We start from the raw sequence: 21,006 nt of genomic DNA on the forward strand, positions 1-21,006 counted from the left end.
TGTGATCGATTGAGCACCTTCGTCGCTTTTTATGGTCCATACAAGGTAGATGAGGGATCACCTAATAAACACTGCATGCCGGTCTATTCACTACATGAACATACAGAAAGCCCCGGAAAAAATTCCGGGGCTGTGGCTTTTTTGCATCAGAAATAAAACTATGATCGATAAATATTTTTCGTTCATAGCTTTCTTTATCCTTCTCCCATCCAGACTTTCACTGTCGGCTTCAGCTTTTCACTGAATCAACCGTTAATAAATTAACGGGTCACGGGCTGTAAAGCATTTGCTTTATTACCGTCGGTCGGGATTTTCACCCTGCCCCGAAGGATACAATCGATATTTAGCTGTCCTTAGGGGCTATTATAGCGATCCTTGTTGTCAAATGCAACAATCAAGATTTCTCACAAAAAAAGCCTCCTTATAGGAAAGGAGACTTGTTAATTAACGACTTTTACTACTTTTATAAGACCATCTATTCTCTTTTCATTACTAAAGTAGGCTTTAATACGATCACCTTTCTTCAAGTCGGCCACATCATCTTCGAACTTCTTTCCACTAAAAATGATTTTTGTGCCGTTTTTTGCTTGACCGTAATATTCATCTCCGTCAATTTTCGTAATGGTATATTCATAGATGGTATAATCTTTATCATTATTTGTTAAGCTTTCACCAATGGCTGTTGGCACATCTTCAATTTTCATGCCATTCATGTATAAATAACCTGCGCCTAAACAAAGCAGTAAAACAAATAAGATGGCCATTTTCAATTTAATTTTCCCCATATTTAGAACCTCCATCATCTGCACTTCGCCTATTTGTATGCTTTATTCCTTCTTTTGATGAAATAAAACTAAAAAAGCTGATTTCCATTAATGGTTACTTATATAACGATTGAGATGGACCTTTGGTTCCACCTTTTCATCATTACATATGATACGAATATGCGTTCTTTATTAAGGGGGTCTCTTTCCTCTTTATCAGTTAGCAAGGCGCACATTATTGATGATCATCTTTTTTCGAGTGCAAATAAATCTTCCTCTAACAATTGCGATCTCTGAACAGCGATGTTCCGGCTGTCACGAACCCCTTGATTATAATAGTAGCTTCCAAGGTTTTTTGTGATAAATTCTAGTATATTGATGGCTGCTAATTCACCAATTTCTTCTTCTCGTTCTTCGGCAAAGTAACGCTGAATGGCAATCATCATTTGATTTTTTTCTTCTTTTGTTAATGGTTTCAAATTATCTCCTGCTTTCTTTCGGCCTGACCACGCTTTTTAGATTTGTACTGACAATGTGGCGACACCCACAAATACGAATGTTTGTTCTCTTATCATATCACAAAATCGAATTTTGTCCACAACTGTCCTAAAAGAAAAAGCGTATTTTGATATTTAGTTCAAAATACGCTATCACTCTTATTGAAGGAGGATACCATAGCATGTTGTCATTATTTTAATATGGAAAGTATCGTCGCTACAGAATGATCTACAAATGAACGTTCTGGACGAGATTTCATGAGGACGGTCAGTCCTATGAAAGAAACGACCAGTGTTTGTGCTAAAGCTTTCGCATTCAGGCTACTTTTGAGCTCACTCGAGCGAATACCTTGAACAATTCTTTCTTCGAAAATGACGGAAAGATACATCTGATGCTCTCTTGTCAGAATTTCAAATTTCTCTTCGTGTGGCGCAAGTTCCACTATTGTATTGATGCAAAAACACCCTTTACTCGGACCATCTCTATATTCCTCTTCTACTAAATCTACAAATAATGCATGAAATGCTTCCTTGACAGAAAGTTTGTTTTGAAGTTTTGTTCGAATATGGGCAGCATGCTGCTTTGTGTATTTGCGTAATGCGGCCTCAAATAATTCCTCTTTATCTCCAAACGCTGAGTATAAACTTGGCCGCTGTATTCCCATTTTTTCAGTCAAATCGCTTAATGTAGTGGCCCTATACCCCTTTTCCCAAAAAAGCACCATTGCCTCATCCAACGCTTTTTCCTTGTCAAATTCCCGTTGTCGAACCATCAGCAATTCCTCTTTTCAACATTAAAATTTCTTCACAAAGTCAGGTATCTATTTTTTGATATTATTGTCTATTTGATTACCAATCGGTACATTATAATTTTATTTTATCGACGTATGATTGTCAAATTTCCTTCCTCTTTCAAGATGAAAGTATTGACTTTAAAATGTTTTATTGGTTATCCTTAACAGGAATCATAATATACCGATCAGTATATTATACTTTTTAGTACAAAAGGAGACGAAGACATGCATGGTGAAAGAAAAAATCATTTCCATAGAACATCTTGATTTGGAAACGGCTCATTTACAAAACAAACCGAAGCAAGCGATGACTCACTATATGGCTCTGCTTTTTGCGTCAGCCTGCGGGATGGCAGTTGCAAACATATACTTTGCACAACCGTTATTAGACTCCCTCGCATCCGAGTTTGGCATCACCTATTCATCCATTGGCATTGTCATTACGATTACTCAGCTTTGTTATGCACTAGGACTGCTACTGATCGTACCACTTGGTGACCTGTTCAATCAAAGGCGGCTCATCATGGCTCAGATGCTAGTATCCGTGTTATCTCTGATTCTAGTCGGCATCGCCCCTACTGCAACCGTCCTGTTTATAGGGCTGGCTTCCGTCGGTATGCTTGCTGTGGTCACTCAGGTACTCGTAGCGTTCGCAGCGACATGGGCTGCTCCTGAAGAACGAGGCCGTATCGTGGGCTTGGTTCAAAGTGGCATTGTGATTGGTATTCTTCTCGCACGAACGTTTGCTGGTGTACTAACCGATCTCGCCGGCTGGAGGTCAGTCTATCTCGTGTCTGCCGTTATGATGCTCATCATAACCTCCGTGTTATACCGGTATCTCCCGCGGGCTGATAGCGAGAGAGCGTCAATATCCTATATGAAGCTGCTTGCTTCAATGTTTACATTGTTCAGACAAGAACAAATTCTGCGCATCCGAGGCATACTGGGTTTTCTGATCTTTATCGTGTTTGGTACGTTGTGGACTTCGCTCGTGCTGCCTCTCAGCAGCTCGCCACACAATCTTTCACATACGGCGATCGGTGCATTTGGTCTTGCTGGAGTTGCCGGAGCATTAGGCGCTACTCGGGCTGGAAGCCTTGCTGATCGAGGCTTAGGACAATTAACAACTTGTATAGCCCTTGTCCTATTATTCGTTTCATGGTTTTTTATTTTTTTCACTGAATATTCACTCATTTTATTAATCATAGGTATTATTATTCTTGACCTATCTGTGCAGGCCGTACATGTGACCAACCAAAGTATGATTTTCACAGTGCTGCCTGAGGCGAGAAGCCGGCTCACTGCTGCTTATATGATTTTTTACTCCATCGGCAGTGCGACTGGTTCCATTGCTTCCACTAGCATATACGCAAACAATGGCTGGAGCGGAGTATGTTTATTTGGCGCCTCTGTTAGCGCTATTGCCCTTTTATATTGGTTCATCACCTACCGCCTCACGGAACAAATAACCGTAAAATCAGATTGATAATAAAAAAACACCGCGTTTAAGCGGTGTTTTGGATTAAGCATCGAAAACTTCGACTTTTTCCATTCCTTGGCCTTGTTCCATATCTAGAACAGCCTCGATACCAGATGTTACTTTGCCAAAAACAGTGTGAACACCGTTTAAGTGCGGCTGCGGGTCATGGACGATAAAGAATTGGCTGCCGCCCGTGTCTTTTCCAGCATGCGCCATTGATAATGAACCTCTTTCGTGTTGATGTGGATTCCCTTCTGTTTCACATTTAATTGTGTAACCAGGACCGCCTGTTCCATTACCGTTTGGATCGCCACCTTGGCTTACGAAGCCTGGGATGACGCGGTGGAATTTCAATCCATCGTAGAAGCCTTCATTCGCTAATTTTTCAAAGTTTGCTACTGTACCTGGAGCAGCCTCTGGGTATAGTTCAAACTCAAGTTTCTTACCATTCGTTAGTTGTATGTATCCTTTTTTTGCCATTTTTCACATTCTCCTTTCAGGTTAAACAACGCTCATTATAGCACATTTTCGGTCATGTTAAACATCCCCTGCTCTTTGATTGTGATTTACCTCTTTTCTTAGGATTGATACAATAGAAGAGCTTGATCCTTTTTTCCTATTAAATTGATAACAGAATGAGCAACAGGTCTTTATTTATTGGAAAAGGAAAACATCTTAAAAAGAAAATTGAAACGTCGAATCGATTTGTTACGTCTATATGATGGAGTACATTTCTTTACGTGTACTCAAAAGATGAGTTTCTCTTGAAAGAGGAACCCTTTCGACTTGAAGGAGGTCAACATGTTTAAAAAATCAATGCTTAGTATGATGGCAGCGCTCCTTTTCCTCATTGGTGCGCCAAAAGTCAGCTTAGCGGATGCAGCTGTCGGCGATGTCATCGTCACACTTGGGCAAGACTTAACTCCGGCTGATCGCCAAAAGGTGCTTGACGAGTTGAATCCACCTGAAAATGCGACAAAAATTGAAGTAACCAATAAAGAAGAGCATGAATATTTAGGAAAGTATATCCCCCGTTCTTCTATCGGGACGAGAGCATTATCATCTTCATCTATCACCATTGAAAAATCAGGTACTGGTCTGACTGTGGATACACATAACATCAAGACCATTACAGATGAGATGTATTTAAATGCTTTAATGACAGCCGGTGTCAAGGATGCCAAGGTTGTTGTGACTGCACCGTTTGAAGTTTCTGGTACAGCCGCACTGACGGGTTTATTAAAGGCCTATGAAGTGTCTAGCGACAAAGCCATTCCAGAAGATGTGAAGCAGGTAGCAAACGAAGAGCTTGTGACAACGTCTAAATTGGGTGACTCCATCGGGAAAGACAATGCTTCTGCCCTTATTGCAAAAATCAAGGATGACATTGCGAAAAATGGTGTCCCTAAAACAACAAAAGAAGTAGAAGAAAAAGTGGATCAGGCTGCTTCTGATTTAAACTTAAATCTAACGCAAGATCAAAAGGATCAGCTTATTTCTCTATTCGATAAAATGAAGAACATCAATATCGATTGGAACCAGGTAGGATCTCAAATCGATAAAGCAAAAGACAAGATTACGAAATTCATAGAATCAGATGAAGGGAAAAACCTACTTCAAAAGATTTGGGATTTCTTTGTCTCCATTTGGAACGCGATCGTCTCTGTATTTACTGGAGGTAAATAAGTCATTATAAAAAGCTGCCTGATGTACAGGCAGCTTTTTTACGTAGATGATTTCACTTTTGATTGATAAGGTAAATCAAGTTTGACAATGTCCGCATATGTTTCACGTTCAACCACAAGCTGCGCTTCCCCGTCTTCTACAAATACAACAGCCGGACGCGGGATGCGGTTATAGTTATTTGACATACTGTAGCCGTAAGCTCCGGTACAAAAGACAGCTAATAAATCTCCTTGTGATAACTCTGGCAGATCGATATCCCAAATAAGCATATCTCCGCTTTCACAGCATTTCCCTGCAATAGAAACTGTTTGATTGTGCGATTGGCTCATTTTGTTGGCACTTGCCGCTTCATATTTCGCTTGATATAATGCTGGACGAATGTTGTCACTCATTCCCCCATCTACCGCAACATAATCGCGAATGCCAGGTACGTGTTTTGATGAGCCGATCGTATAAAGCGTTGTTCCTGCGTCACCAACAAGAGAGCGGCCTGGCTCAATCCAAATCTCCGGTATATCAAACTCATAGCGTGTCACGTTCTCTTTTACAGCTTGGATAATTTTCTCGACATATTCTGTCGCAGGAAGTGGTTCATCTTCTTCTGTATAACGGATGCCAAAGCCGCCGCCTAAGTTTAACACGGTCGAAATAAAACCAAATGATTCTCTCCATTCTTCCAGCTTCAAAAAGATCTTGTCTGCTGCAAGGACAAAACCAGCTGTATCAAATATTTGTGATCCGATATGGCAATGAACGCCTAACAGTTCGATCACTTCTGATCCAAGCACTTGTTTCACCGCTTCATCTGCTTGTCCATTGTGAAGGTCAAAGCCAAATTTGGAATCCTCTTGGCCTGTTGTAATGTAATCATGCGTATGCGCTTCGACACCTGGTGTGATACGGAGCAGCACTTTCACCTGTTTTGACAGCTCTTGACCAAGCTCTTCAATGAGCTTCATTTCGTAGAAATTATCTACAACGATACAGCCGATCTCGTGCTCTAACGCCATTTTTAATTCATCTCTACTTTTATTGTTGCCATGGAAATGAATTTTTTCTACCGGAAACCCAGCGCAAATGGCTGTGTGAAGCTCCCCGCCTGATACGACATCAAGAGATAATCCTTCTTCCTTGGCAAGCTGAAACATCGCGATGGAGGAAAATGCTTTACTCGCATATGCTACCTGCGCTTTTAACTCTTCTTCTATAAATGCTTTTTGAAAGCTTTTTGCACGCTCCCGTATTAAAGCCACATCATATACATAAAGTGGTGTCCCATACGTTTCAGCTAAAGAAACGGCATCAACACCACCAATTTCTAAATGACCGAGTTCATTTTGTCTGCAAGTGCCGTGTAAATACAATGTCATTCCCTCTTTCTCCGCCTCGGCTGAAAAAAGACAGCTGCGTGAGCTGCCTTTTTGCCGTTTCTCAAAGTTAAAAATACAATATCACAATCTTCAGCCACTTTCAATGAGCGTTAAGAATTTGGCGGAATTTTTGATCTGTTTTGAGGGTGAACAATGCTTGGCCTTACTTTTGAGCCAGGAACAGACGTCCGAATCAGCACTTGCCATAAAGCCTTCCCGTTAAAAGGAAGAAATGGCCACATATAAGGCGTCTGCAATGAACGAATGGATGTTAAGTAGATGAGTAACAACGTAAAACCAATGATGAGTCCATTCAGCTTAAAGATCGCCACGAGCGCTAATATGATGAGTCGTACAATCTTATTGGCGACACTCAGCTCATAGCTTGGGGTTGTAAATGTACCGATTGCCGCTAGTGAGACGTATAAAATGACCTCTGGTGTAAATAAACCGACATCAATGGCAATTTGCCCAATTAAAACAGCCGCAATCAGCCCCATGGCGGTCGACAATGCAGTTGGCGTATGAATTGCAGCCATCCTTAAAAATTCTACCCCAAAATCAGCTAGAAATACTTGTAAAATCACTGGGATATGGGATGGTTTGTTAAAGCCAATATAGCTTAAATTATCTGGCAGAAGACTTGGTTCAAGGATAAACAGAAACCAAATTGGTAAAAGAAACGTTGAACATAAAATGCCTAAAAAGCGTACCCATCTTAGGAACGTACCAACTGCAGGTGCTTGGCGGTATTCTTCTGCATGTTGAACGTGGTGAAAAATGGTGGTTGGCGTAATGATGACACTAGGAGATGTATCCGTAATAATGATGACATGCCCTTCTAGTATATGGTTAGCGGCGACATCTGGACGCTCGGTGTAACGTACAAGGGGAAAGGGATTGTATCCTTGTTTAATAATGAATTCTTCAATCGTTTTATCAGACATCGTCAGCCCATCGACTTTGATTCCTGATACTTCTTTTTCTATAATATCTACAAGATCCGGGTCTGCAATATCTTCAATATAGCAAACACAGACATCCGCTTTTGAACGTTCGCCTACTTTGAGCATTTTGTATCGCAGCTTTTCATCCCGTACTCTTCTTCGAATCAGCGCTGTATTCACAATAATGTTTTCAACAAAGCCGTCCCTTGCTCCCCGGACAACCTTTTCTGTATCCGGCTCCTCAGGCATTCTGCCAGGATAGCTTCTAACATCAATGATAAATGCGTAGTTTTCACCTTCAACTACAACTGCCACAAGGCCCGACAGCACTTGGTCTACCGCTTCATCAAGTGTTTCAACCTTTGAGACCTGCTGATTGACAAGACGATTCTCAATCACACGGGCCATGTCATCTGATTCAGGTTCGTTGTCATTGATTTCAACTAGCTCTTTTAATAAGTAGATGACATACTGTGTATCACACAGTCCATTTACATAGTAAAGTTGGATTTCCTGATCGTGTATATAAATTTTCCGCACGCCAAGGTCAAAGCTGAGACCCATTCCGACATTTTCTTTAAAGTAATCTTCATTTTTCTTCGGATCTCGGTACACGTTTACCTTGTCTTTCTTCATGGAAACCACTCCTTTCTAAAATTAATTCAACTGCTTTCATTGTGATCGGAGATCCTTTGCTCAGATCATCTTTCCGTCCCATTTTGCCAATATCTCCAATTCCAACAACAAACGGCAGATCGAGCGAGTCAAGACAATACACGGTATCTCCGCTCATTTTATGAGGCTCCATTTCGGGAAGACCATGCTTGTCGACACCGTATTCTGTCAGTTCACCCTCCCGGTCAATGGAAACATGAACCTTTGTCCATTCAGCTTGATGCGTTTTGGATGCAACGGCGATCGCCCCAATGACTTCAATTTTAGGATGACGCGCCACATGCTTCATCGCTATCTCCCCTGTTCCTTCACCTGTCAGGCCAGAATCATCAAACATGACAAACACTGGATCATTCGGCGTTTTTAAAATCATCTGCACAAGTTCAGGTCCTGTTCGTTTGCTTGGATTTCCTTTTGAGCTGGAAATACATCGCCCACCGACATTTTTAGCAGCAAGCTCAATGGTTTTGGCAGCATATATATCTCCGTCTGTCACTAAAATGACTTTTCGTCTTTGCCCCATATTAGGTTATCCTTTCGGTTTAAAGATAAGAGCGATAATAAATGAGAATAAAATCGCAGCTGAAATTCCAGCAGAAGTTAATTCAAAAATACCGATCCCGATTCCGATGAACCCGTGTACATCTGCCTGATGCATCGCTCCATGAAGCAAGCTATGACCAAAGCTGACGATTGGTACGGTTGCGCCCGCACCCGCAAATTCAATAAATTTATCATAAATACCGAATCCGTCTAAGATGGTGCCCGCCACAACAAAGGTGGTCATGACATGTGCAGGCGTAAGTTTGAGTATGTCTAGTAAAAGCTGGCCAATGACGCAAATAAGTCCGCCTGCAACAAAAGCGATAAGATAATCCATTAGCTCTCTCCTCCTGCACGCTCAAATACGACACCGTGCGCAATGGTTGGAATGGTCTCTTTTTGCTGGACCATCATTGGACTTAGAAGCGCTCCGGTTGCCACAACGAGTACTCTTTGCAGATTTCCTGCTTTCATTTCTTGAAAAATGTGACTAAATGTCACAACAGCTGAACAAGCACAGCCGCTCCCACCAGCGAATACATTTTGATCGGGTGTATAGATGATTAAACCGCAATCATCATGCTTTCTCCCAAGCTGAATGCCTTCTTCCTTCAGAAGATCCTTTAAGATTGGTGAACCAATACCAGATAAATCACCTGTTAAAATCAGATCGTAATCGTCCACCGTTCTTCCGAGGTCTTCTAAATGCTGCTTGATGGTATCTGCCGCTGCCGGAGCCATGGCCGATCCCATGTCAAATGGATCTGTAATTCCAAGATCCATCACCCTGCCTACTGTAGCGCTTGTAATTTGAATTGGAGAGGTCTCCTGGCTAATAATAACGGCCCCGCTCCCAGTGACGGTACTTGTGGCTGTATCTGGCTTTTGTCCGCCGTATTCTGTTGGATTACGAAATTGGCGTTCTGCCGTTGCATTATGACTGCTTGTCGCTGCAATGGCTCTATTGGCAAAACCGCCATCAATGAGTGCTGACGCAATGGCGACCGATTCCATTGAGGTTGAGCATGCCCCAAACAAACATAGAAACGGGATTTTTAGTTCTCTCGCCACATAGTTTGCTGTGACGTTTTGATTAAGTAAATCTCCTGCCAGCAATAGATCAATATCGCTTTTTTGCAAATTTGCTTTTGATAAAGCACTGGATATTGCATCTTCCATCAGTTTTCTTTCAGCCATTTCCCAGTTCTTTTGATCACAATGCATTTCGTCATACGTTTTATCAATTAAATGACCAATCGGTCCTTCTTTTTCTTTCGGCCCTGCAGCTGTTCCCTCTGCATTGACGTAAAGCTTGTGCTCAAAAACCCAAGATTGTTTACCTGTTAGTTTCACGTTTCATTCCTCCTACGAAAACATCTTTTCCAAGACGTATCGAATGATCCCTACGACATATGCCGAGACGACACCAAATACAATGACGTTCCCAGCGAGCTTAAACATATTTGTGGCAACCCCTAAAACAAGCCCTTCACTTCTATGCTCAAGGGCAGCACTTGTCATACTGTTTGCAAATCCTGTCACCGGAACAGCCGATCCCGCTCCGGCAAACTGGCCGATTCTATCGTAAATACCGATACCAGTTAATATAGAAGAAATTAAAATGAGGGTCGCCACTGTTGGGTTCCCTGCTGTTTTTTCATTAAAATCAAAAAAGTGAATATAGAAATGTTGCAGCCCCTCGCCTATGGCACAGATCAATCCACCAACAAGAAAAGCCTTGATGCAGTTGAGGACATAAGGAGGTTTAGGCTGATACGTTTTCACCTTAGATGGATAGTTCTCTTTTAAACTCGACACGGTTGTTCCCTCCAAATTTTTAAATATAAATCAGCCAATGGAATAGTGAACCAAATACTTTGCCTAAGACAATGGCCATGAGAAGCAAAACAATTTTCCCGTCCATTCCAATTCTTTTCGTTAATATAGGAAGTACATTTAATACTTCAGTCAGCGCAGCTGCAAGCATGCCGACGAAAATGCCTGCTAAAAGACCGATCGGGAGCGCCAGCCATTTGGATAAATGCAAATGCACCTCGCTCAAGGTTGCCCAGCCGCCAACGACCGCCCCGGTGATGACAGCTGCCTCGTATCCTTGTATGAAGCGCTGCGTTTTCGTTAATTGCATTAAACGAGGGATGATGCCAAGCACTGTGAGAAATGCCACAAACCCTGCTCCTACCGTTAAACCGCCGCCAAGTCCAACTAACGCGACAAAAAGCCACTTACCGATCATGGATATCTTTCATTGTCTCTTTATTTTCTTTAAGGGCGACATAATGATCGAGATCGAGCTGATATTTAAACATCTCCACTTCGAGCGGGCTTGGTTCTTCATTTAAACGCTTTTTAAATACATGATTGAAAAATAAAATCATGCCAAAGCCTAGTCCAAAGCTGTATGGAATTTGCAATAAATAAGGATGCTCAACCGTTTTTCCTGTGATCATTTCATATAGGCGGATATGAACGAGCCGCATACTGACATCCTCGTGGAAATTCATAATGGCAAGCGCCGCTCCGACAAATAATAGGAGCCACACGAACACAAATAAAATCGGAGAAAGCTGGCGTTTGCCTGTATCAATTTCAACAATGGCTTCAGCGCCTCCGACGGTTTGAATGTCGATGTCTGGCCATGTTTTTTTGATCGTTTTGACCACATGCATGATATCAAGAACGGCGATGTGACGATCCTTTTTACTGACATGATATATCGGCATCTTGCTAAGCTTTTGTACAGCAAACTCATCACCAGTGATTTGGGCGATATCTTCTAAATAAATGAGCTGATCATTACCGGTCTTAATGCGATGGCGCAGCCGAAGAAAGATTTGTCCGTCCATCCAAGTCACTTCCTATACGATGGGTTAAAAATAGTATGTGGTGAAAAATGGTTCTCATACCGAGAGAACTTGATTTACCGGTAATTACCACACGAAAAAAGCCAGCCGAATTGGCTAGCTCTCTTTTTGATCCATTTGCATTTGGATTTGTTTTAAAATTTTCTTTTCGAGCCGCGAGACTTGTACTTGTGAAATGCCGAGTCTCTCCGCTACCTCAGATTGTGTTTGGTCTTTATAATATCTTAAGTACACAATGAGTTTTTCTCGTTCTTCTAATTCCTTGATCGCTTCTTTCAGCGCGATTTTATCAAACCATCTTTCTTCTGAATGATCGGCAATTTGATCAAGTAATGTAATCGGATCCCCGTCATTTTCATACACCGTTTCATGAATCGACGACGGCGTTCGGACCGCTTCTTGGGCGAGGACGACATCCTCTGGTGTGATATCAAGATATTCGGCTATTTCCTGGACGGTCGGCATTCTTCCGTGAGACTTAGACAATTCATCTCTTGCCCGCCGGATTTTATTTCCAAGTTCCTTTAGTGACCGGCTGACTTTGACTGTTCCATCATCCCGAATGAATCGCTGGATTTCACCAATGATCATTGGGACAGCATAGGTCGAAAACTTCACATCATATGACAAATCAAATTTATCAACAGATTTTAGCAGTCCAATACAGCCAATTTGAAACAAATCATCTGGTTCATATCCTCTATTTAAAAAGCGCTGAACAACGGACCAAACAAGACGCATGTTTTTTTCTACGAGGAGGTCTCTTGCTTGCTGATCACCGTCTTGGCTTTTTTTGATGAGCTCTTTGACTTCATCATTTGACAGCTGGGTTTTTTTTGCTTGCTTTTTTACCTCCACATCCATATGAGCAGCTCCTTTAATTACAAAGCGCTTTGCTTTTTGATAGATGCTTTGTTAAACGGATGGTTGTGCCCATTTCTGGAGATGAGTCTATCATGACATCATCCATAAAATTCTCCATAATGGTAAAGCCCATTCCAGAGCGTTCTAAGTCTGGTTTTGTCGTGAAAAGCGGCTGTCTTGCTTCCTCAAGATCTGTAATGCCCATCCCTTCGTCACGGATGGTGAGGTACACAACATGGTCATCAAGTGTGACTTCGATATGCACCTTGCCATCTGGATTCCCATCATAGCCATGGATAATGGAGTTTGTCACCGCCTCTGACACAACGGTTTTGATTTCTGTTAATTCATCTAATGTCGGATCAAGCTGGGCGATAAACGCCGCGACTGTCACCCTCGCAAAGGATTCATTTTGACTTAAAGCAGAGAAGGTCAGGTTCATTTCATTCCTCATGATGCCACCCCCAATGTTTGCAATGCCGTTTGCTCTGAAGGCTCCATACGGATGATTTTAAATAAGCCAGACATATCAAATAACCGGTTCACTGCTGGCGAAATAGCACAGACGACCATTTCTCCGCCAAGCTGTTTAATTTCTTTATATCTTCCTAAAATCACTCCGAGACCTGAGCTGTCCATAAACGTTAAATCAGCCAAATTCAGCACAATGTGGCGAATGTCCTCTGTTTCCAAATAATTCGTCACCTTTTGTCTCAATGTTTCTGCGGAGTGATGATCGAGCTCTCCTGTTAATCGAATGCAAAGTACGCTCTCTTTTACTTGAAAATGAATATCAAGGCTCATCTTTTTATTCCTCCTTGCTCTAATTTCGGATAAAGATTGTTTCTCTTTTTTATCAAGTAAATCCTTCACCATGACAAAACTAGTGACCATTCGTCACATTTAGATGTTCTTTTCTTCTTCCTCATAGCAAAAAGACTGCCTGTTTCAGCAGTCTTTCACATTTTATTTCCATTTCACAAATTCAGCCATCGCTCGTTTGAAGAACGTCCAAACGCCCGCTTTTTCCATTCCTTCTTTGGCTTGTACAGGGCTTTCATGCAGCACTTTTCCGTCTTTTTTCAAGACAATGGTTCCAAGTTCCGTTCCTTTTGAGAATGGAGCCGTAACATCCTGAGACAATTTGATTTCTTTTTTAATCTGATCCACATTTTCGCCTTTTTTCGTTAAAAGGGAGATTGGTTCAGAGGTGACAAGCTGAATTTTTTTCTTTGTCCCTTTGCTTACCTTGATTTCAGCTACATCTTGTCCTCGTTTGTAAAGCGGGTGTGTGGTGTATTGACTAAATGCATAGTCTAACATTTTGACCATTTGAGCGTTTCTGTCTTTCGGTGTACTTGCGCCGAAGACAACTGCAATGACGCGCATGTTTCCTTTTTTAGCGGTTGCGGTCAAACAGTATTTGGCTTCGCCTGTAAAACCTGTTTTCAACCCATCGACACCTGGATAAAATTTAATCAATCGGTTCGTATTCACAAGCCAGAATTTTTTATCGGTGTTTTGACGGAGATAGTCTTCGTAGACCCCTGTGAATTTGGTGATTTGTTCATATTTCAACAGCTCTTTTGCCATTTTTGCCATATCATGAGCTGAACTGTAATGGTCTTTTTCAGGAAGTCCTGTTGGGTTTTGAAAGACCGTAGAGGTGAGGCCGAGTTCTTTTGCCTTTTTGTTCATTTGCTTCACAAACTGTTCTTCAGATCCTGCAATATGCTCTGCCATGGCAACTGAAGCATCATTTCCAGACGCAATCGCAATGCCTTTCAGCATTTCTTTCACGGTCATTTCTTCTCCAGGTTCAAGGAAGATTTGTGACCCTCCCATTGAAGCTGCATAGTCGCTTGTTCTTACCTTGTCAGTCATTTTCAGCTTTCCTTGATCAATGGCTTCCATGATGAGAAGCATCGTCATGATTTTGGTCATACTTGCGGGTGCCAGCTTTTCATCGCTGTTTTTGTTGTAAAGCACTTTTCCCGTGTCACGTTCTATTAAGATGGCTGATTTGGCTTCGTGCACCAATTCTGATGTTTGTTTTTCTTCTGGTTTTTCAATCTTTTCTTTTGCTATCGCTGATGGTGAAACCATTGAGATAATGATCATTAAAATAAACAATGCACATATATGACGTTTCAAGTGGCAGACCTCCATTATCGTAATCCTTTCTATTTTTTCCTCATTGAGGCTGTTTTATTCAGAGATCGTATGATTGCCATAAAAAAAGCCTTCTGTCGATAAACAGAAGGCTTCTTAAAACATGCTATGAGAGTTGTTTGACAATGTCTTTTACTAAATCAAGGAAACTCGCTTTCACTTTTTCGGTTACTTCAATGACTTCATCATGAGACAGCGGCTGATCTAAAATACCTGATGCCGCATTAGAAATGCATGAAATACCTAGCACTTTGATTCCTGCATGACGCGCAACAATCACCTCTGGGACCGTCGACATGCCTACAGCATCTGCGCCAAGTGTTCTAAGGAAACGAACTTCAGCCGGTGTTTCATATGAAGGACCTGTCATCCCTGCATAAACACCCTGCTGTACAGATATGCCTAACCGCTGAGCTGTTTCTTCTGCAAGTGCCAGCAAATCTTTATCGTATGGGGCAGACATATCAGGGAAACGAACGCCTTGACTGTCATTTGGACCAATTAATGGATTGGTCCCCATCATATTGATATGATCTGTAATCAGCATGAGATCGCCTGGATGGAATGAAGTATTCACACCGCCGGCTGCATTTGTCACGATGCATGTCTCAATGCCAATTTCTTTCATCACACGGACTGGAAACGTCACTTGCTTCATATCATATCCTTCATAGAAGTGAAAACGTCCTTGCATCGCACATACGACAGTGCCTTTCAGCGTCCCGATGACGAGCTGTCCTGCATGACCCTCTACTGTTGACACAGGGAATCCAGGAATATCTTCATATTTCAATTTGATTGGATTTTCAATCTCATCTGCTAAAATGCCAAGCCCTGAACCTAAGATCAATCCAACTGTTGGTACGTATGTCGATGCTTGTTTAATGTATGCCGCCGCTTCTGAAAACTGTGCTCCCACGAGATTTCCCCCCCTATTTGAGTTTAGATAAAAAGCTTGTGCCGTATTTTGGCATCGTTGTCTTGAAATTGTCTGCGACCGTTGCTCCAAGATCAGCAAAGGTTTTTGGAGTTGGCAGTTCATTTGCTCCTTGATGCTTTTTGCTGTAAGCAATGAGCGGAACGTATTCTCTTGTATGATCTGTTCCGTGATGAACCGGGTCATTTCCATGATCTGCTGTAATCACTAAAAGATCATCCTCTTTTAACAGATCAAACACTTCAGGAAGACGGGCGTCAAATTCCTCTAGTGCTTTTCCGTAACCCTCTGGATCTCTTCTATGTCCGTAAAGGGCGTCAAAATCAACAAGGTTTAAAAAGCTGAGTCCCGTAAAGTCTGTTTTAAGTGTATCAACCAGCTTGTCCATTCCGTCCATGTTCGATTTTGTTCTGAGAGAAGAGGTGATTCCTTCTCCATCATAAATATCAGAGATTTTGCCAATCGCAATCACATCAAGCCCATCATCTTTCAGCTCATTCATCACTGTTCGGTCAAATGGTTTTAAAGCATAGTCATGACGGTTCGGTGTTCTGACAAATGCGCCAGGCTCCCCGACAAATGGACGGGCGATAATGCGGCCAACCATGTATTTTTCATCTAATGTGAGCTCACGTGCAATTTCACAAATACGGTAAAGTTCATCTAATGGCACCACTTCTTCGTGCGCAGCAATTTGCAGCACAGAATCCGCAGATGTATAAACGATTAGATCGCCTGTTTTCATGTGCTCTTCGCCAAGCTCGTCTAAAATTTCAGTACCAGACGCAGGTTTATTTCCAATAATGCCTCTGCCTGTTTTTTCTTTTAGTTCATTTAATAGTTCATCTGGGAATCCGTCTGGAAAAACTCTGAACGGTGTGTCTATGTAAAGACCCATGATTTCCCAGTGTCCTGTCATTGTATCTTTACCATTTGATGCCTCTTGCATTTTTCCATAATACGCAAGCGGCTTCTCATCCGCTGGAATTCCTTTTATTTCTTTAATATGACTCAGCCCAAGCTTCGCCATATTCGGCATATGAAGCCCGTTCATTTTTTCAGCAATATGTCCTAGTGTATCTGCACCTACATCATTAAATTCAGCAGCATCAGGTGCTTCCCCAATTCCTACTGAATCCATTACGACGAGGAAAATGCGTTTATACTGATAATCAGGCATTAAAAAGCGCCTCCTTCAATATTCTTGTCTTTTAACCTTTCAAAAAGAGAGGTCTGACATCTCAAGTATAAACCGTTTACAAGCCGGTTGACAACCATAAACGGTGCAAACATGAAAAAGCATGACACACGTTCACCGTGTCATGCTTTACTTATGCCCTTGGATGGAATTTGTGATACACATCTTTCAGTCTTGTTTTCGTCACATGTGTATAAATTTGTGTTGTCGAGATATCGGCATGTCCGAGCATCTCCTGCACAGCTCTTAGGTCTGCACCGTTTTCAAGCAGATGCGTGGCAAATGAATGCCTGAGTGTATGGGGTGTGAGTTCCTTTTGAATCCCTGCTTCGAGAGCTCTTTTTTTCAGATTCTTCCAGAAACCTTGCCGCGACATTTTTTTCCCGTGATGATTGAGAAATAAGGCATCTGCCGGCTGTTTTTTTAACAGCTTGCTTCTTCCCTTTTCGAGATATTCTTCAATCGCACTTGCAGCTGCTTCACCAATTGGCACAATCCGCTCTTTTCTTCCTTTACCGAAACAACGGATAAAGCCCATTGTGAGGTGAACATCGGCAAGGGTCAGATCCAGCATTTCACTGACGCGAATGCCTGTCGCATATAAGAGCTCGAGCATTGCTTTGTCACGGTAGTCAAATGGAGTGTGCTGATTTGGTGTATCAAGCAGCTTTTCAACTTCCCCTAGTGAGAGAACTTTCGGTAATTTCCGCTCTGTTTTTTGCGTTTCAATGTTCCATGACGGATCATCTGTTGTCACTTTTTCCCGGAGCAGAAATTGGTGGAAGGACCGGATCGAGGAGAGATGCCGCACTGACGTTTTGCTCGATTTCCCTTCCTCTTTTAGCTTTTTTAAATAATGAATGATATGCAGGCGTGTGACATCTTTTATATCCGTCAGCTGCTCATGTGTCATTAAAAAAGACAAGTAGTTCTGTAAATCTCGTTTATAAGAAACAATGGTATTTTCAGAGAGTCCTCTCTCTACTGTCATAAAATGAATAAAGTCGGATAATTGATCGTTCAATGATTTCTACTCCCCGTTTTGATAAAAATAAATCAATCGGTCTTGCCAGTTGTCTTGATTCGGCTGATCCATTTCCATCACTTTAATTGCTGCACCCTCTGGTTTATCATAACGATGGTAGCTTTCATATTCTGAATTTATCCATATCATAGCATAATAGAACAGGACGGTAAAACCAGTGAACAAGATAAATACCTTCATCACTTCACCTGTTGTTTTGAGCCATTTTCGCATGATTCTCATGTCCTTTCTCGAGCTTCTCATTACTTCAGCATATGCCAGGTGGGACAAGGAATATACAGCGAAAATGCAAAAAACCTCTTCATCTTAAATGAAAAGGTTCCAATTCGGATTATTTGCCGGATTCATCATCATGACATCGGTGGCAAATACCATGGAATGTCAATCTATGATCCTTAATTTTAAATTTCCAGTCACGTTCAATAATCTCTTCAACGTCTTCTAATAAATCATCTTCTATCTCATCGACTGTCCCGCATTCCATGCAGACAAGATGATGATGGAAGTGAGCGGCTCCTTCTTTGCGAAGATCATATCGCGAAACGCCGTCTCCAAAGTTAATTTTATCAACAACTTTCAGTTCAGTTAGCAATTCTAACGTTCGATAAACAGTAGCAAGACCAATTTCAGGAGACTTCTCTTTTACGAGGAGGTATACATCTTCTGCACTTAAATGGTCTTCTTCATTCTCAAGCAGTACTCTTACTGTTGCTTCACGCTGTGGCGTGAGCTTATAGCTGGAAGAATGAAGCTGTTTCTTAATTCGATCAATCCGATTTTCCATTGACTTTCCCTCCTACGCCACATTACTTGATCATTATATCAAATGATGTGCTGGGAGCCAACTATAATCATTTTAAATTGATAAATAAATTGATTATTATTTAATAACAATTATAAAATCATGAGAAAAGAACACCTGCCAGCTTTTTCATGAGCATGAAGGAGACGTACGATTCAAAAAAGGACGAAAGAGCAGCAAGTGCTAAAATCATCAGTAGAACAGATGCATACCGGGCGAACCACTGCACAGGTGCTTGACTGATGGTTTTTTTCATGAACAGCTGCCCAATGAGACGGATGGAAAACGCAATCGCACATGTCCCAATCACTAAATAGGCTGGAATAAGTAATATGTTTTGCGGAAGAACCGATACGAACGAAAGGAAAAAACCACTCAGCCCCATTTGATTTACTAGAAAACCAACTGTAAACCCAACGACAATTCCCTTTAAAAAGATCATGAGAAAGATGAGCGGCAGGCCAATGATAGATATCCCTAGTATCCACATAAGACCTAAATATTTCATATGATGCAAAAAGCTTTGCAAAAACATTTCTTTTGACTCTGCTGCTTTCTCATTTGTCAGCTGACCAAAAAATTGATTTAAATAATAGAATAAATCCTCTTTCTGACTAATTGTCATACTATTGACGATGATGGCCCCAAAAATCACGCCCATTAAAAAGAGTACAGAGACAAACAAATAAATCGATAGATGGTCTTTTACGTGCTGAAGAAGATGTTCCTTCCAAGACTTTTTCCGCATGCGTCTTCCTCCCAAATAGTAAAGGTTACTAGATTCTATGAGAGAGATTACGAAACATGACAGTTTTATTGAAAGAAAAAAGAGAAAGCAGCCTAAACACTGCTCTCTCTTCTCATTTATCGTGCCGCTTTTTGTACGTTCACAAGCCCGGCACCATAGTAAAAAGGATCTCCAAGCTGTGTAGCCGTTTTTGAAAGTCTCTCGCGCACTTCATCGTTTGTCAGATTCGGATGTTTTGATAGAATGACAGCCGCAGCTCCTGCTACATGCGGTGATGCCATGGATGTCCCGCTCTTGTAGCCATATTCATTATGAGGAATGGTACTGAGCGTTGAAACGCCTGGTGCTGAAACTTCCACTTCTTCGCCTACAGATGAATCAAAAGCTCTTTGTTTTCTTTGGTCAACAGAAGCAACCGCTATCACTGAGCTGTATTTAGCTGGATAGTCAACCGTGTTGAGAGAGCCATAACTTCCTTCATTCCCAGCAGAAGCCACAATGAGAATACCCTTGTCATATGCTCGATCTACCGCTTCTTTCAGCGCTTCAGATTCACTTGCTCCTCCCATACTAATATTGATGACATCTATGTCATTCTCAATGGCCCATTCAATTCCTTTAATGATCCAGCTATAGTAGCCATCACCATTTTCATCTGCCACCTTGACCGCATAGATTGAAGCTTTTGGCGCAACACCAACGACACCTACCTTATTATCTAACGCTGCAATTGTGCCCGCCACATGCGTCCCGTGTTCATGCGGGTCAACAAGCGGATCTGACTCTGTTGGAACAAAGCTGACTCCCCCGGTGACATGTAGATCTTCATGTTTGCCATCAATGCCGCTGTCAAGAACAGCTACTTTGACATTTTGTCCAGCGTATCCCCGTTTATGTACCTTTTGTGCTTTGATGCTTTTGATGCCATATGGGATCGTTTGACCGCTTGTTTTTGCCTTTTGGTCCTCCTCAATGAAGGTCACTTCTTTTGCCTGATTTAGTTTCTTTTTCGATGCCTCATTCAAGGAAACTTTCATCATATCTATCTGCTCTATGGATTCTTTTACATGCCCACCAGCTTCTTCAACAAGCTGTTTTTGTGTATGATCTTGAACGGAAGAAGAAAAGCCGATCATGTACTCTTTTTTCGCTTGCTCCTTTGCAGAAATATGTGAGGCGCCGAACGTGACCGATGCCAACATCATACTTGCCATACAAAGCCCTGCTCCAATTGACTTGACGTTCACAATACTCACTCTCCCTTTCATCTTTTTGTCATTTAACTACATTTTTAGACAAAAAGAAACGACCGTTTGTCCTATTTTTTAAAATTTTTCCATTTATTTGAATTAGTTGTCACAAAAAAGCAAAATAAAAATGCTTATGATCCTCTTGATAGTGATCATAAGCATTCCTTCTTTTATGTTTTTTCATCATGTGCTGCAAGGCTTCTTGTTTTGTTTTTGTTTTTCTTTCATGTGTACTAAAGTGCGGCATGTTTCCTCTCGACAGTTCCGGGTTTCGACTGTGCTGCCTTTCAATATGTTCTCGTTTTTTCTTTGCATTGCTTTTTCCCATTTGGCAAAACCCCTTTCGTTGACG

General features: G+C 41.6%; 26 protein-coding genes and 1 riboswitch. Of the genes, 2 read left to right on the top strand and 24 right to left on the bottom strand.

The genetic code is table 11. The features are described 5' to 3' along the window. Nucleotides 1-193: 193 nt before the first annotated feature. Nucleotides 194-335, bottom strand: a riboswitch (FMN riboswitch). 105 nt (nucleotides 336-440) lie between these two features. From MHB83_RS15470 to MHB83_RS15480, 3 genes are all read right to left on the bottom strand, one after another. Further along, the gene (locus MHB83_RS15470; RefSeq protein WP_003215701.1) at nucleotides 441-785 is read right to left on the bottom strand and encodes a hypothetical protein; all 345 of its coding nucleotides are present in this window, start codon (nucleotides 783-785) and stop codon (nucleotides 441-443) included. Nucleotides 786-1,009: 224 nt separating this feature from the next. Then, nucleotides 1,010-1,243: a DUF2164 domain-containing protein gene (locus MHB83_RS15475; RefSeq protein ID WP_003215556.1), complete on the bottom strand. Its 234-nt coding sequence runs from the start codon at nucleotides 1,241-1,243 to the stop codon at nucleotides 1,010-1,012. A 209-nt stretch (nucleotides 1,244-1,452) separates the two neighbouring features. Beyond that, on the bottom strand, nucleotides 1,453-2,034 hold the full coding sequence (locus MHB83_RS15480; RefSeq protein ID WP_342496454.1) for a TetR/AcrR family transcriptional regulator: 582 nt from the start codon (nucleotides 2,032-2,034) through the stop codon (nucleotides 1,453-1,455). A gap of 250 nt (nucleotides 2,035-2,284) precedes the next feature. Here MHB83_RS15480 and MHB83_RS15485 point away from each other — a divergent pair, with 250 nt between their 5' ends. Then, a complete protein-coding gene (locus tag MHB83_RS15485; protein ID WP_342496455.1) occupies nucleotides 2,285-3,541 on the top strand; it encodes an MFS transporter in 1,257 nt (418 codons plus the stop codon). A 36-nt stretch (nucleotides 3,542-3,577) separates the two neighbouring features. On the opposite strand, the gene MHB83_RS15490 is transcribed toward MHB83_RS15485, so the two are convergent. Then, entirely contained in the window at nucleotides 3,578-4,015 is a 438-nt protein-coding gene (locus tag MHB83_RS15490) for a peptidylprolyl isomerase (protein WP_003215505.1), read from the bottom strand. A gap of 321 nt (nucleotides 4,016-4,336) precedes the next feature. Between MHB83_RS15490 and MHB83_RS15495 the strand changes: the two genes are divergently transcribed. After that, nucleotides 4,337-5,221, top strand: coding sequence for a DUF1002 domain-containing protein (locus MHB83_RS15495; protein WP_003215933.1), 885 nt, complete (start codon nucleotides 4,337-4,339; stop codon nucleotides 5,219-5,221). A gap of 38 nt (nucleotides 5,222-5,259) precedes the next feature. Here the strand turns inward: MHB83_RS15495 and lysA are convergent, their stop codons facing one another. The 20 genes from lysA to MHB83_RS15595 all read right to left on the bottom strand — a co-directional run bounded on the left by lysA (nucleotide 5,260) and on the right by MHB83_RS15595 (nucleotide 20,982). Further along, entirely contained in the window at nucleotides 5,260-6,585 is a 1,326-nt protein-coding gene (gene lysA, locus MHB83_RS15500) for a diaminopimelate decarboxylase (RefSeq protein WP_268458455.1), read from the bottom strand. 116 nt (nucleotides 6,586-6,701) lie between these two features. Beyond that, complete coding sequence (locus MHB83_RS15505) at nucleotides 6,702-8,183, bottom strand: spore germination protein (RefSeq protein ID WP_106918382.1); 1,482 nt, start codon at nucleotides 8,181-8,183, stop codon at nucleotides 6,702-6,704. Beyond that, the gene (locus MHB83_RS15510; protein ID WP_309216891.1) at nucleotides 8,128-8,736 is read right to left on the bottom strand and encodes a stage V sporulation protein AE; all 609 of its coding nucleotides are present in this window, start codon (nucleotides 8,734-8,736) and stop codon (nucleotides 8,128-8,130) included. Before MHB83_RS15510 ends, MHB83_RS15505 begins: the two co-directional genes overlap by 56 nt. 6 nt (nucleotides 8,737-8,742) lie before the next feature. After that, complete coding sequence (gene spoVAE, locus MHB83_RS15515; RefSeq protein ID WP_003215479.1) at nucleotides 8,743-9,093, bottom strand: stage V sporulation protein AE; 351 nt, start codon at nucleotides 9,091-9,093, stop codon at nucleotides 8,743-8,745. Beyond that, nucleotides 9,093-10,109 (bottom strand): stage V sporulation protein AD, encoded by a 1,017-nt coding sequence (gene spoVAD / locus MHB83_RS15520; protein WP_003215736.1) that lies wholly within the window; start codon nucleotides 10,107-10,109, stop codon nucleotides 9,093-9,095. The genes spoVAE and spoVAD overlap by 1 nt, the downstream gene beginning before the upstream one ends. A gap of 12 nt (nucleotides 10,110-10,121) precedes the next feature. Next, entirely contained in the window at nucleotides 10,122-10,574 is a 453-nt protein-coding gene (spoVAC, locus tag MHB83_RS15525) for a stage V sporulation protein AC (RefSeq protein WP_003215687.1), read from the bottom strand. Between the two features lie 19 nt (nucleotides 10,575-10,593). Next, nucleotides 10,594-11,010, bottom strand: coding sequence for a stage V sporulation protein AB (locus MHB83_RS15530; protein WP_044141069.1), 417 nt, complete (start codon nucleotides 11,008-11,010; stop codon nucleotides 10,594-10,596). After that, nucleotides 11,000-11,620 (bottom strand): stage V sporulation protein AA, encoded by a 621-nt coding sequence (locus tag MHB83_RS15535; RefSeq protein WP_003215534.1) that lies wholly within the window; start codon nucleotides 11,618-11,620, stop codon nucleotides 11,000-11,002. Before MHB83_RS15535 ends, MHB83_RS15530 begins: the two co-directional genes overlap by 11 nt. A 114-nt stretch (nucleotides 11,621-11,734) precedes the next feature. Next, nucleotides 11,735-12,502, bottom strand: coding sequence for an RNA polymerase sporulation sigma factor SigF (gene sigF, locus MHB83_RS15540; protein WP_342496456.1), 768 nt, complete (start codon nucleotides 12,500-12,502; stop codon nucleotides 11,735-11,737). A 13-nt stretch (nucleotides 12,503-12,515) separates the two neighbouring features. After that, nucleotides 12,516-12,956 carry an anti-sigma F factor gene (gene spoIIAB / locus MHB83_RS15545; RefSeq protein WP_012010447.1) on the bottom strand — a complete coding sequence of 147 codons (441 nt, stop codon included), beginning with the start codon at nucleotides 12,954-12,956 and terminating at the stop codon, nucleotides 12,516-12,518. Beyond that, on the bottom strand, nucleotides 12,953-13,306 hold the full coding sequence (gene spoIIAA, locus MHB83_RS15550) for an anti-sigma F factor antagonist (RefSeq protein WP_044141066.1): 354 nt from the start codon (nucleotides 13,304-13,306) through the stop codon (nucleotides 12,953-12,955). Before spoIIAA ends, spoIIAB begins: the two co-directional genes overlap by 4 nt. Before the next feature lie 162 nt (nucleotides 13,307-13,468). After that, a complete protein-coding gene (locus MHB83_RS15555; RefSeq protein WP_342496457.1) occupies nucleotides 13,469-14,656 on the bottom strand; it encodes a D-alanyl-D-alanine carboxypeptidase family protein in 1,188 nt (395 codons plus the stop codon). 124 nt (nucleotides 14,657-14,780) lie between these two features. Further along, nucleotides 14,781-15,593 carry a purine-nucleoside phosphorylase gene (locus tag MHB83_RS15560; protein ID WP_050943816.1) on the bottom strand — a complete coding sequence of 271 codons (813 nt, stop codon included), beginning with the start codon at nucleotides 15,591-15,593 and terminating at the stop codon, nucleotides 14,781-14,783. Nucleotides 15,594-15,606: 13 nt separating this feature from the next. Then, the gene (deoB, locus tag MHB83_RS15565; protein ID WP_003215717.1) at nucleotides 15,607-16,791 is read right to left on the bottom strand and encodes a phosphopentomutase; all 1,185 of its coding nucleotides are present in this window, start codon (nucleotides 16,789-16,791) and stop codon (nucleotides 15,607-15,609) included. Between the two features lie 151 nt (nucleotides 16,792-16,942). Continuing rightward, entirely contained in the window at nucleotides 16,943-17,833 is an 891-nt protein-coding gene (gene xerD / locus MHB83_RS15570) for a site-specific tyrosine recombinase XerD (RefSeq protein WP_003215982.1), read from the bottom strand. A gap of 6 nt (nucleotides 17,834-17,839) precedes the next feature. Beyond that, a complete protein-coding gene (locus tag MHB83_RS15575) occupies nucleotides 17,840-18,067 on the bottom strand; it encodes a YqzK family protein (protein ID WP_003215798.1) in 228 nt (75 codons plus the stop codon). A 118-nt stretch (nucleotides 18,068-18,185) separates the two neighbouring features. Further along, nucleotides 18,186-18,638, bottom strand: a complete 453-nt coding sequence (fur, locus tag MHB83_RS15580; RefSeq protein WP_003215577.1) for a ferric iron uptake transcriptional regulator — start codon at nucleotides 18,636-18,638, stop codon at nucleotides 18,186-18,188. A gap of 118 nt (nucleotides 18,639-18,756) precedes the next feature. After that, complete coding sequence (gene spoIIM, locus MHB83_RS15585; protein WP_034661156.1) at nucleotides 18,757-19,404, bottom strand: stage II sporulation protein M; 648 nt, start codon at nucleotides 19,402-19,404, stop codon at nucleotides 18,757-18,759. A gap of 116 nt (nucleotides 19,405-19,520) precedes the next feature. Then, nucleotides 19,521-20,651, bottom strand: coding sequence for a S8 family peptidase (locus tag MHB83_RS15590; protein ID WP_137055020.1), 1,131 nt, complete (start codon nucleotides 20,649-20,651; stop codon nucleotides 19,521-19,523). 109 nt (nucleotides 20,652-20,760) lie between these two features. Further along, nucleotides 20,761-20,982, bottom strand: coding sequence for a hypothetical protein (locus tag MHB83_RS15595; protein ID WP_003215884.1), 222 nt, complete (start codon nucleotides 20,980-20,982; stop codon nucleotides 20,761-20,763). Nucleotides 20,983-21,006: the final 24 nt, after the last annotated feature.

The sequence above is a fragment of the Bacillus sp. FSL K6-3149 genome, from assembly GCF_038630515.1.
Lineage (GTDB): Bacteria > Bacillota > Bacilli > Bacillales > Bacillaceae > Bacillus > Bacillus pumilus.